Below are 18,518 nucleotides of genomic sequence, written 5' to 3'. Positions count from 1 at the left end.
GCGAACAGGCCCTAGCGATCCTGATCGAGCTCGGGAGAACCCGGCGTCTCCATGGGATCGCCGGAGCGGTCCTGGGACCAGGGGCCACTGCCCTGCTCCAGCCGATCGAGCTGGCGCTCGAGCTTGCCGATCACGCTTATCAGTTGATGACACTCGCCCTGAGAGAGAGCGGCCACCACATCGGCCTCCCATTGCAAGGCATCGGGGATCAAGTCGGCCAGTAAGGCCTGCCCCGCCTCGGTCAGTCGCAGGTGCTGTACACGCTGGTCACTGGGCGAAGGCGTTCTTCGGATCAGACCACGCTCCTCCAGGGCCTGTACGGCCCGAGAAATACGCACCTTATCCATGCGAGTAGCTTGGGCGATCTGCTTGGCCGATAGCTCATCCAGGTGCGACAACCACGCCAGCACTCGCCACTGGGCAATGGTCAACTGGTAACGTTCTGCGTACATCTGCGAAAGCGCCTGACTCAAACGGTCCGCCAGACTGTTCAGCCGGTACGGCAGGAACTGCAAAAGATCCAGATGCGGTACCCCGCTGCTGGTCGGTGTTTCTCGCTTACGCGAGCCCATGGCCTCGTCCCCGTGGTCAGCGTCCATCGCGACAGCGCCACGCCAGCGTGGCACGCCACCATCCGTCACTGACGATAACCGGGAACGCCAGAACCGGCAACGTAGCTCGCGACCTTACCATCAGCATCGCTTTCGCACTCACGCCTGGCTCTCGCGACAGGCTACTACCTGGTCTCTGCCGTCACGCTTGCCGACGTAAAGCGCCTTGTCGGCGCGATGAATCAGCACTTCCAGATTGTCCTCATCGGGCCGGGCTTCGACAATGCCGATGGTAACGGTGACCGCCGCCCCCCTCTCACCCCCCTCAAACGGCAGCGCCAGGTCGGCGACCGCTCGATGCAGACGTTGTGCGACCGGCAAAGCGTCACTCAAGGAGGTATCAGGCAATGCGACCACGAACTCTTCGCCGCCGAAACGCGCGATCAGATCATGGGAACGCAGTGACTCGGCACACACTCGGGCGATCTCCATCAGCACTCGGTCTCCATGACTGTGGCCCCAGGTGTCATTGATAGTCTTGAAGTGATCGACATCCAGCATAAACAGGCTGAAGGGCGCCTGTGCTTCCCGGGCAGACTCAAACATGCTCTGGGCCCGCTTCATGAAGTGCCGACGATTGGCGAGACCGGTCAAGGCATCGCGCTCGGCCAGCTGTCTCAACTGACCTTCAAGGGACTGACGATGCGCCATCTCACGAAGCAATTGTCGGTTTTGGTCGCGCTCTTCGCTCAATATCGCGAACTGCTTGCGCTGCAGGCGCTCTACCCGCAGCAAGGTGCAGAACCCGACCGCATTGGCCATGATCAACAACAGCGCCATGCGCAACACATCGACGGGCGAACTGTCGGCAAAGATGGCAGAGGCGCACAGAAAACCGATACCCAGATACAGGCTCGCCATCGCCACCACGGTGAGCAGGTTGGGAATCAGCAGATAAAAGGCCATGGTAGCAACGATGACAGCCATCATCTGCGTCGAAAGGGAGTCCGGACGTAGCGGAACAATCAGGATGATGCCCGTCGCCATAACCCACAACGGCAAAGCATGCAGCCAGAGGCGCTGCGAATAGCTTCCCCATCGACCAATCGCCCAAGCCAGAAAAAGACAGCTACCGACGACGACCACGCGCATGGCCAGCAACAGGTAGAGCTCGCGGCTCTGGCCGACATAAAAGTAATCGGAAATCGAGAACATGCCGAATATCAATGCGGCAAGCATCCAGGCCAGTCGTGACTCGCAGCGCACCCTCGGCTTGATCGCGCGGCGATACCAGGCTTCTCGCTCAGTTTCACGAAACTGTCCGGTTAACCAATGCACCAGATGGGGCATTTTTGCCATCGACACTTGCTGTTCTCCCTGTGCATAGGCTCGACGTCTGATGACCGATGCCCACTACCTTCGTCATGTCGAGATCGAAGGGACTTTTGTCCACTTCACGTTGACGGCGTCTTATTATTTTTTAAACAAACGCTTATATGACTTTAAAATAACTCAATAACACGATGATAACGTTACTTTTCGTGGCAGCACTGCCCAATTCTATGCTTTTCGCGGCAATGGCACAGCGTCTGACGTGCTCTCTCGAAGTCCACTTCACTTGCCGGGAAGTAGCCCCCATCTCGTATTGCGAGCTTCACACCCCGCTGGCTATCACGACGCCGATCCACACTTGCCCAAAGTGGGTGGGCGCGGTCTAGGCGACCTTTCCCCTGCGCTCATACCGTCGCCTGGCCCCTTGGGGATAGTGTCTACACCGCACCCAACCGCCCAGTGAAGCTTCGCACCACGGCATTGCTATAGACGTATGTCTTAGCCCATCAATCTCATGTTTTTTAAGGATAAATCAGATGCCGGTGGGGTTGGCACCGTCTCTCTAGCGATAAGGCCTGGAATATAGTTTCAAATGAAACTATATTCCAGGCATGCCATAGCGATGATGTGACCGCCTCGACCCGAGCTTTATCACAGGACTCAGTATGCAGTGGGGCGACGAGCATCCCGACACGCCACCTCATCATCCTGAGCGGAGGATTTCCCGATGTCCCAACGTCTCGACCAGACGCCGCTTGCGTATCAAAGCGGTTTTCGTAATCACTTCGCCAGCGAAGCGCTGCCCGGCGCCCTGCCCCAGGGGCAGAACTCGCCTCAGCGCTGCGCCTACGGACTCTACGCCGAGCAGCTCACCGGCTCGGCCTTCACCGCGCCGCGCAGCCATAACCTGAGAAGCTGGCTCTACCGCATCCGCCCCTCGGTGGCCCAGAGCGCCTACCGCCCGCTGGAGCACGGCGGTCTCGCCACCGCGCCGCTGTCACGTCCCGCCGCGGACCCCAACCAGATGCGCTGGGACCCGGCTCCCCTGCCCGAGGCGGCCACCGACTTCATCGATGGTCTTGCCACCATCGCGGTCAATGGCGACGCCGGCACCCAGGCCGGCTGCGGTGTCCATGTCTATGCCTGCAACCAGGACATGACCGAACGCTTCTTCTACAACGCCGACGGCGAACTGTTGATCGTGCCTCAGCTGGGCACCCTGCGCCTGGGCACAGAGTTCGGCGCGCTCGAGGTGGGCAACGGCGAGATCGCGGTGATCCCGCGCGGGGTCAAGTTCCAGGTCCGCATCAGTGAGGGCGACCAGGCCCGGGGCTATGTCTGCGAAAACTACGGCAGTCCCCTGGAGCTGCCGGGGCTCGGCCCCATCGGCGCCAACGGCCTGGCCAACCCGCGCGACTTCCAGTCGCCGGTGGCCGCCTACGAGGACCTCGAGGGCGACTTCGAACTGGTGGCCAAGTTCTCCGGGGCACTGTGGGCGACCCGGCTGGACCACTCGCCGCTGGACGTGGTCGCCTGGCACGGCAACGTGGCGCCCTACAAGTACGACCTGGCCAACTTCAACACCATCAATACCGTCAGCTTCGACCATCCGGATCCTTCGATCTTCACCGTGCTGACGTCGGCGTCGGACACCGAGGGCATGGCCAACATCGACTTCGTGATCTTTCCGCCGCGCTGGATGGTGGCCGACAACACCTTCCGCCCGCCCTACTTCCATCGCAACCTGATGAGCGAATTCATGGGCCTGATCCACGGCGAGTACGACGCCAAGGCCGAAGGTTTCCTGCCCGGCGGCGCCAGCCTGCACAACTGCATGTCGCCCCACGGCCCCGACGCCGAGACCTTCGAGAAGGCCTCCGACGCCAGCCTCCAGCCTCAGTATCAAGGGGCGACCCTGGCCTTCATGTTCGAGAGCCGCTACGTCTTCCAGCCTACTGAAAAGGCGCTGGCCGCCGATTTCCGCCAGCGCGACTACGTGGATGTGTGGAAGGGACTCAAGTCCCACTTCGATCCGACGCGGCCCTGACCGACCTCTGCTTTGACCACAAGGAACCCTCTGATGAAACTGGCCACCCTCAAGAGCGGACGCGACGGCGAGCTGATCGTCGTCTCCCGCGACCTGACCCACGCCGTACGCGTGCCGCAGATTGCCACCACCCTGCAACAGCTCGTCGAAGACTGGGACGAGCTGGCCCCGCGCCTTGAAGAGATCTACCAGCGCCTCAACGACGGCGCCGCCGAGGAGGCCTTCGAGCTCGATCTTCAAGCGCTGCACTCGCCGCTGCCGCGTACCTATCACTGGGCCGACGGCTCGGCCTATCTCAACCATGTGCAACTGGTGCGCCAGGCGCGCAACGCCGAGATGCCGGAGACCTTCTGGACCGACCCGCTGATGTACCAGGGCGGCGGCGACAGCTTCATCGGTCCCTATGACGATATCGAGGCGGTCAGCGAAGACCACGGCATCGACTTCGAGGGCGAGATCGCGGTGATCACCGACGACGTGCCGATGGCGGTGAGCCCCGAACAGGCAGCCGGCCACATCAAGCTGCTGATGCTGGTCAACGACGTCAGTCTGCGCGGCCTGATCCCCGGGGAGCTGGCCAAGGGCTTCGGCTTCTTCCAGGCCAAGCCGGCCTCTAGCTTCTCGCCGATCTGCGTCACCCTGGACGAGCTGGGCGAGGCGTGGAAGGATGGCCGCGTGCACCTGCCGCTGACGGTCCATCTGAACGGCGACAAGTTCGGCGAGCCCGAGTCCGGCCCGGACATGATCTTCAACTTCCCGCAACTGGTGGCCCACGCCGCCCGCACCCGCTACCTGGGCGCCGGCGCGGTGGTCGGCTCCGGCACCGTGTCCAATCCGGACCCGGATGGCGGCCCCGGAAAGCCGGTGGCCGACGGCGGCGTCGGCTACAGCTGCCTGGCCGAGGTACGAATGGTCGAGAAGATCCTGCACGGCGACAGCAAGACGCCCTTCCTGCGCTTTGGTGACCGGGTGCGCATCGAGATGTTCGACAAGGCCGGCCAGAGCATCTTCGGCGCCATCGACCAGCGGGTGGTGAAGTACCAACCCAAGGACTGAGCCAGCCCCCTTGAGTCCTGGGGCGGACGTCCACCACCGTCGACGCCTCGACGCCCGCCGTCCCCGGCGGGCGTCCCGCCACCGCTCGGGCCGCCACACGAGCATCTGGCCCGCCCCCGCCAATTTCTGGAACCTGCCATGCAACTCTACGGTTACTTTCGCTCTTCGGCGGCCTATCGCGTGCGCATCGTCGCCAACCTCAAGGGCATCACCCTCGACCATCACCCGGTCAATCTGGTCAAGGGCGAGCAGCGTGATGCCGACAATCTGGCGCGCAATCCCCAGGGCCTGGTGCCGACCCTGGTCACCGACCAGGGACAGGCGCTGACCCAATCCCTGGCGCTTTGCGAATACCTCGACGAGCGCTACCCCGAACCGCCGCTGCTGCCCGGCTCCGCCGAGCATCGGGCGCAGATCCGGGCACTGGCCCAGGCCGTCGCCTGCGAGATCCACCCGCTGAACAATCTGCGGGTGCTCAAGCACCTGACCGGCGAACTCGGGCTATCGGATGACGCCAGGCTCGCCTGGTACCGCCACTGGGTAGCAACGGGACTGACCGCCGTCGAGGCGATGCTTGAGCACACCATGGGCGACTTCTGCGTCGGCAACGAGCCGACCCTGGCCGACGTCTGCCTGGTGCCCCAGGTGTTCAACGCCGAGCGCTTCGAGTGCGACCTCGCGCCCTTTGCGCGAGTGCGCGCGGTATCGGAGCGAGCGCGAGCGCTGCCGGCCTTCGACAAGGCGGCACCGGGTGTTCAGCCAGACGCTGTCTGAGATCGGCTACAATAAGCCGACTAAGGAAACACTGACGGAACGATGTCTGCCTCCAAGGAGCAGCATCGACACCGCGAAGGGAGCGCTGTTCGCGCTCCCTTCGCTTTCCCTGACCCAACCGTCACTGACACAAGGAGTTGCGTATGCTGAACCCGACCTCCCGCGCCACCGTGGCCCTGCTGGCGGCGCTGACCGCCCTGGGCCCCCTGGCCACCGACATGTACCTGCCGGCCATGCCCGCCATGCGCGAGGCGCTGGGCACCGGAGCCGATCAGATCCAGCTGACCCTGTCGCTGTATCTGATCGGCTTCGCCATGGCGCAGCTGCTGTGCGGTCCGCTGTCCGATCGCTTCGGACGCAAGCCGGTGCTGGCACTCGGGATGGGGGTCTTTCTGCTGGCGAGCCTGGTCTGCGCCTTCGCGCCGAATATCGAGACGCTGCTGGTGGCACGCTTCTTCCAGGCCCTGGGAGGCTCGGCGGGGCCGGTGCTCGGCCGCGCCGCGGTGCGCGACATCCACGGTCCCTTCGAGGCCAGCCGCATCCTCTCCTATATGGCCAGTGTCATGGCGCTGGCCCCGGCGCTGGCCCCGGTGGTCGGGGCGGGGCTACTGGTGTGGTTCGGCTGGGACGCCATCTTCCTGCTGCTGGCGCTCTACGCCGCCGCCATGCTGGGGCTGATCGCAATGATGCCCGAGCCGCTGCCGCGGGACCGGCGCCAGTCGATCAAGCCCTCGGCGCTGGCCATCACCTTCCGCTCGCTGCTCGGCCAGCGCGACTTCGTCGGTTATACCCTGGCCAACGCCGGTGCCTTCTCCGGCCTGTTCGCCTTTCTGTCGGGTTCGTCGTTCGTGCTGATCGACTACATGGGGGTCAGCCCCGACGTCTACGGCTACCTGTTCGCCGCCATCGTGCTCGGTTTCTTCATCGGCTCGCTGACCAGCGCCAAGCTCAGTCGTCGCCGCAGCCGTCACCAGCTGCTGGTCGCCGCCAGCCTGATCGCCGCCCTCGGCGGCTCTGCCATGGCGCTGCTCGCGCTGGCCGGGGTGCATACCCCCTGGGCGGTCATCGGCCCCCACATGGCCTACATGATCGGCTTCGGCATCATCATGCCGCAGACCATGGGCGGCGCCCTGGCACCCAACCCCCACTGCGCAGGCTCGGCCTCGGCGCTGTTCGGCTTTATCCAGATGAGCATCGCCGCCGGCGTCGGCGCCCTGGTCGGCCAGTTTCATGATGGCACCTCCCACAGCATGGCCATCGCCATCGGCCTGTCCGGTGTGCTGGCGCTGGTCTGCTACCACTTCATCGTCACCGACAAGGGCGACCTGGAAGCGCAGACGGCGTCGGCCTGACGACCAAGCGCTACGGGACCCTCGAACCTTAACGACAGCGGCCCCGCCTGTTTTCAGACGGGGCCGCTGTCGCTTCAGCAGGGCGTATCTACTGACGCCAGGCGCGCACGAACATCCAGGTGCCGAGGCCCCAGGCGCCGTTGACCAGAAAGCCGATGGGCAAGATCGCCGGGGCGATGCCGCGCCCCTTGAGCGGGAACACCACCAGCATGGCCACAAGGGTCAGGGCGATGCCGCCAAACAACCCTGCCTTCCACCAGCCCCCCTGATCGATCCGCCTGAGCGCGAACACCAGCATCATCACAAGCCCCCAGACGCCACCCCAGAAGCTTGCCGAAAACCAGGCCGGCACGCCCAGGGGGGCGGCGGGTGAGGTGGAATAGGGGGCAAAGGGGATCACCCCATAGGCGTGCAACAGCCCCACTACTGGCTGGTGGAAGCACAGCACGGCGAGAAAGCCGGCAACGAAGGCCAGGACCAGATGACGGGTCATGCAAGACTCCAGAAAGTGCAGTGACTGGGTGGAAAAGGCGCGAGCTTCGGTGACGCCTCGATCACCAAGGGCGATGCCTCAGTCACGAGGATAGAGACCGCCCTCGCCCATCAGTACCGCCTGCCCCGCGATCTCGACGGTGACCTTGTCCTTGTCGTCGCGGGTGGCGCGGGCATGGATCTGGCTTGGGCGGTGCATTGCCTCGCCCTGGTGGATGCGCCAGTTGTTGCCCTGGCTCTTCGACTGCTGTCCCAGAAAGCCCGCCAGCGCCGCCGCCGCGCTGCCGGTGGCGGGGTCCTCGACAAAGCTTCCGGCGTGGCGCGAGAACATGCGTGCGTGAATCTCGCCGGATTCCTTGGCCTCGCGCACATAGAAGTAGACCTGCTCCACGGCGCTGGGTGACACATGCCGCTGCCAGGCTTCACCATCGAGCGCCAGCCGCGCCAGCGCCTGGACGTTGACCAGTTCGACCAGGTGAAACGGCAATCCGCAGGAGGCCTGGACCGGGTCCGCGGCGACGTCATCGAGCTCGAGCCCGGCCAGCTCCGCTGCGCTGGACTGGCCCAGCGTGCTGGTGCCGACCTCCGGCGCGCGCGCCATCTTGAAGCGTGCCAGGTCGCCCTCGTAGGTCACCTTGAGCGGCCCGCCAGCCAGATCCAGGATGACCGGGCTATCGGCGCTGACCTCGCCAGCATTCACCAGCTCCTGGGCGGCGATCAGATGGGCCACGCCAATGCTCGGATGGCCGGCAAACGGCAGCTCGCGGTGAGGAGTGAAGATACGTACCGGAAAATGCCGGCTCGCCTGGGCCCGCCCGACGAAGGCTGTCTCGGCCAGGTTCAGCTCGTTGGCGATGGCCTGCATGCGCTCCCCCGCGATACCGTCGGCGTCGAGAAACACCGCCAGTGGATTCCCGGCGAACGGTTGGTCGGTGAACACATCGAGCAGGTAGTAGCGGGTCAGGGACGGCAGCATAGGCGGCTCCACTTGGACTTGGTAGACCAGGGCCAGGCTACATGCGCCCGACACCGGTGGCGCCTTCCAGCATAGAGGCCCCGGCGTCCACCTTGCCAGCGCGCGAACGAGCAAACCCCTCTACGGCAAAGTCAACGCTAGAGCGTTGGCAAGCATCCGTCTCCGCCTTGACGGCCTCGCTAATCTGATGAGGGGCACGGCAAGCGCTCTTCGAGGCTGAACTCAGTGTGCACCAGCGGTACACTAGCGCCCGTTCCCACTGCCGAGGCCGCCGTGATGTCCCACCTGCTCTCCATCGACTCCCTGTCCCGCGACGATATCGATCACCTGATGCGGGTGGCGGCCACCATGGAACCCGTCGCCCAGCGACGCAAGGTCACCCGGGTGCTGGAAGGCGCGGTGCTCGGCAACCTGTTCTTCGAGGCCAGCACCCGCACCCGTGTCAGCTTCCACACCGCCTTCTCGCGGCTCGGCGGCAGCGTCTGCGACACCACCGGCTTCACCTTCTCGTCGATGGCCAAGGGCGAATCGCTCTACGACACCAGCCGCGTGATGGCCGGCTACTGCGACGCCATCGTCATGCGCCACCCGGACCAGGGCTCGGTGGCCGAGTTCGCCAGCGCCACCCACGTACCGGTGATCAACGCCGGTGACGGCCCCGGCGAGCACCCGAGCCAGGCGCTGCTGGACTTCTACACCATCGACAAGGAATTCAGCCGCCAGGGCAAGACCCTCAAGGGTGCCCACGTGCTGATGACCGGGGATCTGAAGTACGGCCGTACGGTGCACTCGTTGATCAAGCTGCTGGCGCTCTACGCGCCCATGCGCGTGACCCTGGTGGCGCCGCCGGGGCTCGAGATGCCCAACCACCTGATCGAGCGGGTCAGCCGCCAGGGCCTGGACGTGGAGGTACGCGAGAGCCTGGCCGGGGACTTCTCCGATGTCGACGTGGTCTACACCACCCGCATCCAGAAGGAGCGCTTCACCGCCGAGATGAGCGAAGGCTTCAACCTGTCGCGGGACTTCACCGTCCACCGCGCCTTCATGGACAGCCGCTGCAATCCGTCCACCATCATCATGCACCCGCTGCCCCGGGACAGCCGTCCGGAGGCCAATGATCTGGACGTCGACCTCAACGGCGACCCGCGCCTGGCGATCTTCCGCCAGACCGACAACGGCATTCCGGTGCGCATGGCGATCTTCGCCACCCTGCTCAAGGTCGAGCACCTGATCGAACGCGACCTGCGCGACGTGCCCTGGTTTGTGCCGGGTAGCGTCGGTGTCGACGACGCCAAGTTCTAGCTGCGGCGGTGCCGGGCGGGAGCCTGGCGCCGGCGCCACAGGTTCAGGGGCGCTCCTGCCAGAAGCGCGAGAACAGCTCGGCCTGGGTGTTGATCCCGAGCTTGGCGTACAGGTGCTTCTTGTGGACCCTGACGGTCTCCACCGAGATGGACAGGCGTCGGGCGATCTCCTTGGTCGACCCGCCGCCCAGCATCAACTGGCTCACCTCGCGCTCGCGATCGGTCAGCCCGAAGCGGGTCGCCGTCTCTTCGACGCCACCTCGGTGCGGATGCCAGGGATGGGGGCCGGGCGTCTCGCCGCAGCGCTCAAAGTGCATGCGCAGTCGCATCAGCTCACCGAGCCAGGGCTCGACCAGATGCAGCAGGCCGATTTCGCTGTGCAGGAAGGTTCGGGTGGAACCCAGCGACAGGCACAGGGTACGACCAGCGCCCAGTGACCGATTGATCTGCACCTCGTCACTGACGATATTGCGCCGGAAGTAACGCTGGTAGTACTCGGTCGCGGTGAACCGTGCCGGGGCCACGTCATCCAGCGTTACCAGGCCATCGAGACCATTGTCGCGGGCGGCGACGTAGAAGGGATCCAGCAGATACAGGCCGCGCTGGTAGTCCTCGAACAGGCTTTCATCGGCGCCGTCGTCCTCGTCGCTTTCGGCCAGGATCGTCGGCGGCTGGTCGGCGTGGAAGACCAGCGCCACCCAGGTGTTGTAGACGATGTGGCGCGCCAGGGTGCGGCTGACGGCCTCCCAGAAGTCTTCACTTTCCAGGCGTGCCAGCAGGCGCGCGAAGTCGCGATGCCAGCCCATCGCCTCGAGCATTCCCGTGATTCCTTCCTCACTGTTCTGCGACATCTGACGGCGCCTCACCCTATGGGGGTAACCCTGCCATGGAATAGGCAGCCTCGGTGAATAGAGGATACTGACATTCTATAAAACGCCAACCGACAACAACGGCTGTGGAGTCTTCCATGCAGATAGCCCTGGCACAACTTCCCGGCATCGAGGGAAACATCAAGGCCAACCTGGACGCCGCCCTGAGCACCCTGGAACGCCACGGCGACCAGGTGTCGCTGGTGGTCTTTCCCGAAACGCATCTCAGCGGCTTCGCCGAACAAGACCACGTCGACGATCGTGCCCTGGCGCTCGATGGCCCGGAGGTGGCTCGTCTGATCCAGGCCAGCCGTGACCACGACTGCGCCCTGGCCATCGGCCTGCTCGAGCGGGCCGCCGATGGTGTCTACAACACCACGCTACTGATCACCCCGGAAGATGGCATCGCCCTCACCTATCGCAAGACCCACCTGTGGCCCGATGAGCGGGAGCTGGTCGGCCTGGGCCAGCGCATCGGTGTCACCCGCTGGCGCGGGCTGACCCTGGGGCTGATGATCTGCTACGACATCGAATTCCCCGAGACCGCACGGGCCCTGGGCGCGCTGGGCACCGACCTGATGCTGGTGACCAACGGCAACATGGACCCCTACGGGCCGGTACACGCCCGCGCCGCCCAGGCCCGCGCCCAGGACAACCAGTGCTTTGTCGCCATGGCCAACCGCTGCGGTGAGGGCGCCGGCCTGACCTTCGCCGGCCACAGCGCGGCGTATTCGCCGCTTGGCGAGACCCTGTTCGAGGCCGATCGCGACGCGGGGGTTCACCGGGTATCGCTCGACCTCGAGCTATTGAATCGTGCCCGGCGGGACTATGACTACCTGGCCGATCGACGCGTCTCGCTGGACCTTCAGCGCGACGACGACTCACGAGGCCCCGGCTTCCGCCTCATCTGACCCGGCTTTCCTGACCATGATTGCCTGACCCGACCGTCCATCACCAACAACCATAACGCGAGCCCCAAGATGTCTCACTCCAAGCCCCAACTCGGCCTGTGGCAGGTCGTTCTATTCGGCCTTGCCTACATGACACCGATCATCGTCCTCGGCACCTTCGGCGTGCTGGCGGTGGTCTCCGAAGGCGCGGTATCCGGCGCCTACGCGGCGGCACTGATCGCCATGCTGTTCACCGCCCACAGCTATGGCCGCATGGCCAGCGCCTACCCGGTGGCCGGCTCCGCCTACGCCTATGTGCGCCACGCCATCAACGATCGACTGGGTTTCATGGCCGGCTGGGCCATCCTGCTGGACTACCTGTTTTTGCCCATGGTGATCTGGCTGATCGGTGCCGCCTATCTGCACTCGGCCTTTCCGTCCGTGCCGGTGCCGGTGTGGCTGATCGCCTTTATCGCGGTCACCACCTTCATCAACATCATCGGCCTCAAACTAGCAAGCCTGGTCAACAGCGTGCTGATGCTGGTTCAGGTGCTGGTGATCGCCGCCTTCGTCGCCCTGGCGGTGCACTACGTACTCGGCGACCCCAGCCAGCCGCTGTGGAGCCTGACGCCCTTCCTCGGCAGCGCCGACAGCCCCCAGATGCCACTGCTGATGGCGGGCGCCGCCGTCGCCTGCTACTCCTTTCTCGGCTTTGACGCGGTGACCACCCTGACCGAGGAGACCCGCGACGCCGAGCGGACCCTGCCCCGTGCCATCCTGCTGATCACCCTGCTGGGCGGCCTGATCTTCATCCTGGTGTCCTATTTCGTGCAGCTCGCCGCGCCGGGCTACGAGTTCGCCAATGCCGACGCCGCCGCCTACGAGATCGCCCGCAATATCGGCGGAGACGTCTTCGTCTCGATCTTTCTGATCGGCCTGGTCGTCGGCCAGTTTGCCTCCGGCATCGCGGCCCAGGCCAGCGGCTCGCGACTGCTTTACGCCATGGGCCGCGACGGCGTCCTGTCGACCCGCCTGCTTGGGCGCCTGGGACGCTTCGGCACGCCTACCGGTGGCCTGATACTCAGCGGCGTGGTGGCGCTGCTGGCGTTGACCATGGACGTGCTCTCGGCGGCTTCCTTCATCAACTTCGGGGCCTTCCTGGCCTTCGCCCTGGTCAACCTGTCGGTAATCGCCCACTACTACATCAAGCAGGGCCGACGCGGCCTGGCCGACAGCCTGTACTTCCTCGTCGCGCCGACCATCGGTCTGCTGGCGATCCTGTGGCTGATGGCCAGCCTGGACCGCTCCGCGCTGATGCTGGGCGGGATCTGGCTGGCCTGCGGCCTGGCGTGGCTGGCCTGGCTGACCCGCGGCTTCCGCCAGGCGACACCGGAGCTAAGCCTGGAGGGTTGAACCTGCCTGGGTCGATTGCCCCGAAAAAAGCCCGAGGCCAAGGCCTCGGGCTTTTTGGATGCTTCACAAGTTCGGTGCAACAGTGGCGACCTCAGCGGCTCGGCAACCCTTCCTCCCGGGCAAAGAAGCCCTCCAGGATCAGCACCGCGGCGATGCCGTCGACACTTTCCTTGCGGTAATTTCCCCCGTGTCCCTGCTCCCGGGCGATGGCCTTGGCCTCCCGGGTGGTGCCGCGCTCGTCGAACATCTCGCACTCGACCCCGTAGCGGCCAAACAGCCGCTTGCCGAACTTGCGCGCGCGGGTGCTCATCTCGCTCTCGCTGCCGTCCATGTTGAGCGGCAGGCCGACCACAAAACGGTCGGGCTGCCACTCCTCGACCAGCGCGCTCACCCGTTGCCAATCGGGAATGCCATCCCGGGCCGGCAGCGGCTCGAGCTCCCTGGCGCTGCGCAACAGCTCGTTGCCCACCGATACGCCGATGCGCCGGGTGCCGAAGTCGAAGGCCAGGATCAGGCGCTCTCCCGGTTCACGCTTGCGACTGGCCATCAGCCGTGCCCGGCCTCGCGTGTCATCAGGTTCAAGTCGATGCCGAGGATCCCGGCGCTGGCCGACAGGCGCTGCTCCGGCGGCGTCTCGAACAGCACGTTGGCGCGGCCTTCCACGGTCAGCCAGGCGTTGTCCATCAGCTCGTTCTCGAGCTGACCGGACTCCCAGCCGGCGCAGCCCAGGCACACCAGAAAGCGCTCGGGGCCCTCGCCCTTGGCCAGCGCCTGGAGCATGTCCATGGAGGTGGTCAGGGCGATATCGTCGGTCACCTGGATGCTCGAATCCCAGGGTTCGGCGGAGCCCGAGTGCAGGATAAAGCCACGATCCTTGTGCACCGGGCCACCGTAGTACACCGGGGCCTGGGCGTTGGCCGCTTCTTCCACGCTGATCTCGAGCTGTTCGAACAGGGCGTCGAGGGTCAGATCGGTGGGCTTGTTGACGATCACGCCCATGGTGCCGTTCTCGTCGTGGTCGCACAGGTAGCTGAGCGTCCCGGCGAAGTTCGGGTCTTCCAGATGGGGCATGGCCATCAGGAAATGGTTCTTCAAGCTTTGCATGTGACTCCCAGGCGGTCTTGCGCGCCGTCCAGATGCGTGGCCAGGCCTCAGGGCGAGTCGTCGCCCCGACGGCCCGGCAGGATGCCCCCAGTGTACCATCCGGGGGCATGGCGCTCAGTGACTGTGGGGAAAACTCGACGTGATCGACGGTCTAGCCGCGCGCCGCCAGGCGACGCTCGATGGCGTCCATCAGCAGGCCGGCGATGTCTGTGCCGCGCTGGTCATCGATCTCGCGCACGCAGGTCGGGCTGGTGACATTGATCTCGGTAATGTAGTCACCGATCACGTCGAGACCGACGAACATCAGGCCCTTCTCCTTGATCACCGGTTTGACCTGCTCGACCAGCCAGTAGTCGCGATCGGTCAGCTCGCGGCTGACGCCGCGGCCGCCGGCGGCCAGGTTGCCGCGGGTCTCGCCGGCGGACGGGATCCGCGCCAGACCAAAGGGCACCGGCTCGCCGTCCACCAGCAGGATACGGGTGTCGCCGTCCTTGATCTCCGGCAGAAAGCGCTGTGCCATGATCTGGCGCCGGCCGCGTTCGGTCAGGGTCTCGATCACCGCTCCCAGGTTGCGACCCTCGGGGCCGATGTGGAAGATACCGCTGCCACCCATGCCGTCCAGCGGCTTCAAGATGACGTCGCCGTGCTCGGCCTGGAAGGCGCGGATCTCGCTGTCGCGACAGGACACCAGGGTCGGTGTGCAGCACTGCGGGAACTGCTGGGCGAACAGCTTTTCGTTGCACTCGAACAGCGGCCGGGTCGGGTTGACCATCAGCACGCCCTCACGCTCGGCGAAGGCCAGCAGATGCACGGCGTTGAGGAAGTGGCCATCCACCGGCGGGTCCTTGCGCATCAGGATGACGTCGAGCTCCGCCAGCGGCCGCGACTCGACCTCGCCCAGGTCGAACCAGTGCTGCGGGTCGCGGTGGACCTGCAGCGGGCGCTGGTGGGCATAGGCACGGCCTTCCTTGAGGAACAGGTCTTCCTGTTCCATGTAGGAAAGCGACCAGCCGCGATCCTGAGCGGACCACAGCATGGCGAGACTGGTGTCTTTCTTGTAGGTCAGCTGGTCGATGGGGTCCATCACCACGCCGACACGAAGGGGGCGATTGGTCATTCGGGGGTCGTCCGCTAGCGGTAGATGCCGTCAAGTATGCCCGACACCCCAGGCACCACCAAGGTCAGTCGCTGTCGGCCGCTTGCCTTCACCCGGCGACACGCCGATTCAGACTCACTTCAGTCGCCGTCGCCGTCGCTGGTCGCGGTGGCGCCTGAGTCCCTGGGCGCCAGGCGCACCCCGCTGTCCTCGATGATGATCAGGCGTCGCTTGTAGAGCCTACCGATGGCCTGCTTGTAGGCATTCTTGCTGACGCCCAGGCGCGCCTTGATCTCGGCGGCCTGACTCTTGTCCGACAGCGGCAGGTAGCCGCCAGCGTCGCGCAGTGCCTTGAGCACCTGTTCGCCGACCACGTCCAGACGGGCCGAGCCCGGCGGCAGCAGCGACAGGTCCAGCCGGCCATCCTCGCGCACCCGCTTGACGTAGCCTGTCAGGCGCTGGCCGCGGCGCAGCGGGCGGCTGATCTCATCGTGATAGATCAGCCCCCAGCAGCGGTGATCGACCACCGCCTTGACCCCCAGGTCGGTGGTGTCGGCGATGACCAGGGCGACCTCATCGCCGGCACGATGGTCATCGCTGTGATCGGTGATGTAGCGCTCGAGACGCTGGGAGGCCACCGGCCGTCCGCTGCGGTCCTCGCTGACCTTGACCAGTACACGCCGGCCCACGGCCGGCGTCAGGCGCTGTTCGCTGAGTGGCAGCAGCAGGTCACGCTCGTGGCCCCAGTCGAGAAAGGCGCCGAAGTCGGTGACCTGCACCACCCGCAGATCCGCCACCTCACCCATGGCGACCTTGGGTGAGCCGTGGCCCTGACGAGATCGTCCCGACGAGGTCGACCGCGAGGACTTGCTGGCAGCACTTCGAGAGCGGCTGTTCGCAGCGTCGTTCGAGGCGCTGTTCGAAGAGCGATGCGTAGACGGCTTGTCATTGCTGGAGCGCGGCGGTGTACCACGACGGCGGGAATCTGACATGGGGAGGGGTTCCGCAAGAATGTGCAGCCCCATTATGGCGACTGCCGCGGGCATATGATACCGCCCGCGGCACTTGCCTTGCTGACGCCTGCAAGCTGACGCCTGCAAGCTCATACCCGCAAGCTCGCACCTACAAGGTCAGGTCCACAGACGGCCTGTACCCTGCCTTTGAGACGAACGCCTGTGAAACGACGCTCAGGTCGGCCAGCTGGGCCCTCGCTTGCTCAACCGCCGGGTGTTGGAGGATGTCTTGCGCCCCAAGGGTTTGATCGCCGCCGTCAGCACCTGGTCGGGGCTGCGGCCGCTGATCGCCGCCCGCTGGGCGGCCATGGCGGCCTGGGTAAAGGCCGTCATCTTCTCGGTGACCATGCGCAGGTCCTCGCCGGGAGCCACCGACCAGAGCCCTTTCATCCCCATCAGTCGCATGCCGATCACCATCTGGGCCTCGACCAGCATCTGGGTCATCTTCATCCCCATCATCCAGTAGCCAAGGGGCGTACCCCATTGAGCCATCGGGGAGGCTGCACGACGTCTCGCCATCATCCTTCTCCTTCAGCAGCGGGCAGGAATACCCATTTCAGAGTAGTTGGGTAGACGCTATCCCTTACAAGCTACTCGATCCGGGCGCCCAGCGCTCACCTCAATGACGGTGATTTTCTTCATCGACAGCGACTGATGGGAAAGGCTCAGCTCTCGCGCTTGCCATCCACCAGGCGGCTGACGTTCAGCGGGTTGCCGTCCTTGAGCGCCTGCGGCAGCAGGGCGTCCGGCAGGTTCTGATAGCACACCGGGCGCAGGAAGCGGTAGATGGCGGCACTGCCGACCGAGGTGGTGCGCGAGTCAGAGGTGGCCGGATAGGGGCCACCATGGACCATGGCGTGGCACACCTCGACCCCGGTGGGCCAGCCGTTGGCCATCACCCGTCCGGCTCGCCGCTCGAGGATCGGCAGCAGGCCACGGGCCGCGTCGATATCGCCGTCGTCCATCTGCAGGGTCGCGGTCAGCTGGCCCTCGAGCCCCTCGGCCAGTGCCTTGACCTCGTCCAGGTCGGCACACTCGACCACCAGCGAGGTCGAACCGAACACCTCGGCCTGCAGCGCCTCATCATTGAGGAAGTCGCTGGCCTTGGCCACGAACAGGCCGGCCTGGCACTGGTTGGGGCCGTCGCCCTGGGGGCCGCGCGCCACTTCACGGGCCTTGTCGCTGCCGCCCAGGGTGCTGACGCCCTGGGTGTAGGCGTCGTGGATGCCCGGCGTCAGCATGGTCTGGGCGCCGGCGCCCTTGACCGCTTCGGCGGCGGCTTCGACGAAGCCGTCGAGCGCCTCGCCCTTGACCGCGATCACCAGCCCCGGGTTGGTGCAGAACTGACCGGCACCCATGGTCAGCGAGCCGACAAAGGCCTCGCCCAGCGCCTTGCCACGGGCCTTGAGCGCCTCGGGCAGCAGGAACACCGGATTGATCGAGCTCATCTCGGCGTACACCGGGATCGGCTCGGGACGCGCCTGGGCGGTCTTCATCAGGGCGGTGCCACCGCTGCGCGAGCCGGTGAAGCCCACCGCCTTGATCCGCGCGTCGCTGACCAGCCCCTGGCCGACCTCGCGACCGGAACCGAACAGCAGCGAGAACACGCCTTCCGGCAGTTCACAGCGGGCCACCGCCTTCTGCAGCGCGCGGCCGACCAGCTCCGAGGTGCCGGGGTGGGCCGAGTGGGCCTTGACCACCACCGGGCAGCCGGCAGCCAGGGCCGAGGCGGTGTCGCCACCGGCCACCGAGAACGCCAGTGGGAAGTTGGAGGCGCCGAATACCGCCACCGGACCCAGCGCGATGTGGCGCTGGCGCAGGTCGACCCGCGGCATCGGTTCACGGTCCGGCAGGGCTGGATCGTGCCGCACGTCGAGCCATTCGCCGGCGCGCACCACCGAGGCGAACAGACGTAGCTGGCCGCAGGTACGGCCGCGCTCGCCCTCAAGACGTGCCTGGGGCAGGCCGGACTCCTGCATGGCCCGCTCGATCAGGGCATCACCGAGCGCCTCGATCTCGTCGGCGATGGTCTCGAGAAAGGTCGCTCGGGCCTCGAGGCCGGTCTCGCGGTAGCTATCGAAGGCCGCCCAGGCCAGTTCGCAGGCGCGCTCGACCTCGGCCTTGGAACCCGCCTTGTAGCCAGGCTCGAGGGTCTCACCGGTGGCCGGATTGACGGCGTGGATGGGCTCGCCCTTGGCCTCGATGGCCTGGCTGCCGATCAGCTGCTTTCCTTCCAATGAATACATAAAAAC

General features: G+C 65.5%; 18 protein-coding genes. 7 read left to right on the top strand and 11 right to left on the bottom strand.

Going from position 1 to position 18,518, the window contains the following annotated elements; genetic code table 11:
• Positions 1-11: 11 nt before the first annotated feature.
• The gene (locus tag KUW00_RS00985; protein ID WP_222568034.1) at positions 12-599 is read right to left on the bottom strand and encodes a MarR family winged helix-turn-helix transcriptional regulator; all 588 of its coding nucleotides are present in this window, start codon (positions 597-599) and stop codon (positions 12-14) included.
• A 111-nt stretch (positions 600-710) separates the two neighbouring features.
• Positions 711-1,910, bottom strand: coding sequence for a sensor domain-containing diguanylate cyclase (locus KUW00_RS00980; RefSeq protein WP_222516231.1), 1,200 nt, complete (start codon positions 1,908-1,910; stop codon positions 711-713).
• A 700-nt stretch (positions 1,911-2,610) separates the two neighbouring features.
• Here KUW00_RS00980 and hmgA point away from each other — a divergent pair.
• The 4 genes from hmgA to KUW00_RS00960 all read left to right on the top strand — a co-directional run bounded on the left by hmgA (position 2,611) and on the right by KUW00_RS00960 (position 7,112).
• On the top strand, positions 2,611-3,930 hold the full coding sequence (gene hmgA / locus KUW00_RS00975; RefSeq protein ID WP_222568033.1) for a homogentisate 1,2-dioxygenase: 1,320 nt from the start codon (positions 2,611-2,613) through the stop codon (positions 3,928-3,930).
• A gap of 33 nt (positions 3,931-3,963) precedes the next feature.
• Entirely contained in the window at positions 3,964-4,986 is a 1,023-nt protein-coding gene (locus tag KUW00_RS00970; protein WP_222568032.1) for a fumarylacetoacetate hydrolase family protein, read from the top strand.
• Positions 4,987-5,124: 138 nt separating this feature from the next.
• The gene (gene maiA / locus KUW00_RS00965) at positions 5,125-5,760 is read left to right on the top strand and encodes a maleylacetoacetate isomerase (protein ID WP_222568031.1); all 636 of its coding nucleotides are present in this window, start codon (positions 5,125-5,127) and stop codon (positions 5,758-5,760) included.
• A gap of 143 nt (positions 5,761-5,903) precedes the next feature.
• Positions 5,904-7,112, top strand: coding sequence for a multidrug effflux MFS transporter (locus KUW00_RS00960; RefSeq protein ID WP_222568030.1), 1,209 nt, complete (start codon positions 5,904-5,906; stop codon positions 7,110-7,112).
• 88 nt (positions 7,113-7,200) lie between these two features.
• Here KUW00_RS00960 and KUW00_RS00955 read toward each other — a convergent pair whose 3' ends face one another.
• Positions 7,201-7,605 (bottom strand): hypothetical protein, encoded by a 405-nt coding sequence (locus KUW00_RS00955; protein WP_222568029.1) that lies wholly within the window; start codon positions 7,603-7,605, stop codon positions 7,201-7,203.
• Between the two features lie 78 nt (positions 7,606-7,683).
• On the bottom strand, positions 7,684-8,580 hold the full coding sequence (locus KUW00_RS00950) for a PhzF family phenazine biosynthesis protein (protein WP_222568028.1): 897 nt from the start codon (positions 8,578-8,580) through the stop codon (positions 7,684-7,686).
• Between the two features lie 273 nt (positions 8,581-8,853).
• Between KUW00_RS00950 and pyrB the strand changes: the two genes are divergently transcribed.
• Positions 8,854-9,882 (top strand): aspartate carbamoyltransferase, encoded by a 1,029-nt coding sequence (pyrB, locus tag KUW00_RS00945; RefSeq protein ID WP_108449436.1) that lies wholly within the window; start codon positions 8,854-8,856, stop codon positions 9,880-9,882.
• Between the two features lie 43 nt (positions 9,883-9,925).
• Here pyrB and KUW00_RS00940 read toward each other — a convergent pair whose 3' ends face one another.
• Positions 9,926-10,732 (bottom strand): helix-turn-helix transcriptional regulator, encoded by an 807-nt coding sequence (locus KUW00_RS00940; RefSeq protein ID WP_222568027.1) that lies wholly within the window; start codon positions 10,730-10,732, stop codon positions 9,926-9,928.
• Positions 10,733-10,848: 116 nt separating this feature from the next.
• Here KUW00_RS00940 and KUW00_RS00935 point away from each other — a divergent pair, with 116 nt between their 5' ends.
• Together KUW00_RS00935 and KUW00_RS00930 are read left to right on the top strand one after the other, a co-directional pair.
• The gene (locus KUW00_RS00935; RefSeq protein ID WP_222568026.1) at positions 10,849-11,661 is read left to right on the top strand and encodes a carbon-nitrogen hydrolase family protein; all 813 of its coding nucleotides are present in this window, start codon (positions 10,849-10,851) and stop codon (positions 11,659-11,661) included.
• A gap of 69 nt (positions 11,662-11,730) precedes the next feature.
• Complete coding sequence (locus KUW00_RS00930; protein ID WP_045993849.1) at positions 11,731-13,053, top strand: APC family permease; 1,323 nt, start codon at positions 11,731-11,733, stop codon at positions 13,051-13,053.
• 91 nt (positions 13,054-13,144) lie between these two features.
• On the opposite strand, the gene ruvX is transcribed toward KUW00_RS00930, so the two are convergent.
• The 6 genes from ruvX to KUW00_RS00900 form a co-directional block, all read right to left on the bottom strand.
• Entirely contained in the window at positions 13,145-13,600 is a 456-nt protein-coding gene (gene ruvX / locus KUW00_RS00925) for a Holliday junction resolvase RuvX (protein ID WP_045993848.1), read from the bottom strand.
• Positions 13,600-14,157 (bottom strand): YqgE/AlgH family protein, encoded by a 558-nt coding sequence (locus KUW00_RS00920; protein WP_045993847.1) that lies wholly within the window; start codon positions 14,155-14,157, stop codon positions 13,600-13,602. Before KUW00_RS00920 ends, ruvX begins: the two co-directional genes overlap by 1 nt.
• A 151-nt stretch (positions 14,158-14,308) precedes the next feature.
• Positions 14,309-15,274, bottom strand: coding sequence for a glutathione synthase (gene gshB / locus KUW00_RS00915; protein WP_222568025.1), 966 nt, complete (start codon positions 15,272-15,274; stop codon positions 14,309-14,311).
• Positions 15,275-15,393: 119 nt separating this feature from the next.
• Positions 15,394-16,059, bottom strand: coding sequence for a S1 RNA-binding domain-containing protein (locus tag KUW00_RS00910; protein ID WP_240184275.1), 666 nt, complete (start codon positions 16,057-16,059; stop codon positions 15,394-15,396).
• A gap of 381 nt (positions 16,060-16,440) precedes the next feature.
• Positions 16,441-16,785, bottom strand: coding sequence for a hypothetical protein (locus tag KUW00_RS00905; RefSeq protein ID WP_222568023.1), 345 nt, complete (start codon positions 16,783-16,785; stop codon positions 16,441-16,443).
• 146 nt (positions 16,786-16,931) lie between these two features.
• Complete coding sequence (locus KUW00_RS00900) at positions 16,932-18,512, bottom strand: aldehyde dehydrogenase (NADP(+)) (RefSeq protein ID WP_222568022.1); 1,581 nt, start codon at positions 18,510-18,512, stop codon at positions 16,932-16,934.
• Between the last annotated feature and the right edge of the window lie 6 nt (positions 18,513-18,518).

Source organism: Halomonas sp. DP5N14-9 (assembly GCF_019802175.1).
Taxonomy (GTDB): domain Bacteria; phylum Pseudomonadota; class Gammaproteobacteria; order Pseudomonadales; family Halomonadaceae; genus Halomonas; species Halomonas litopenaei.
This window is presented reverse-complemented; position numbering and strand designations above follow the sequence as displayed.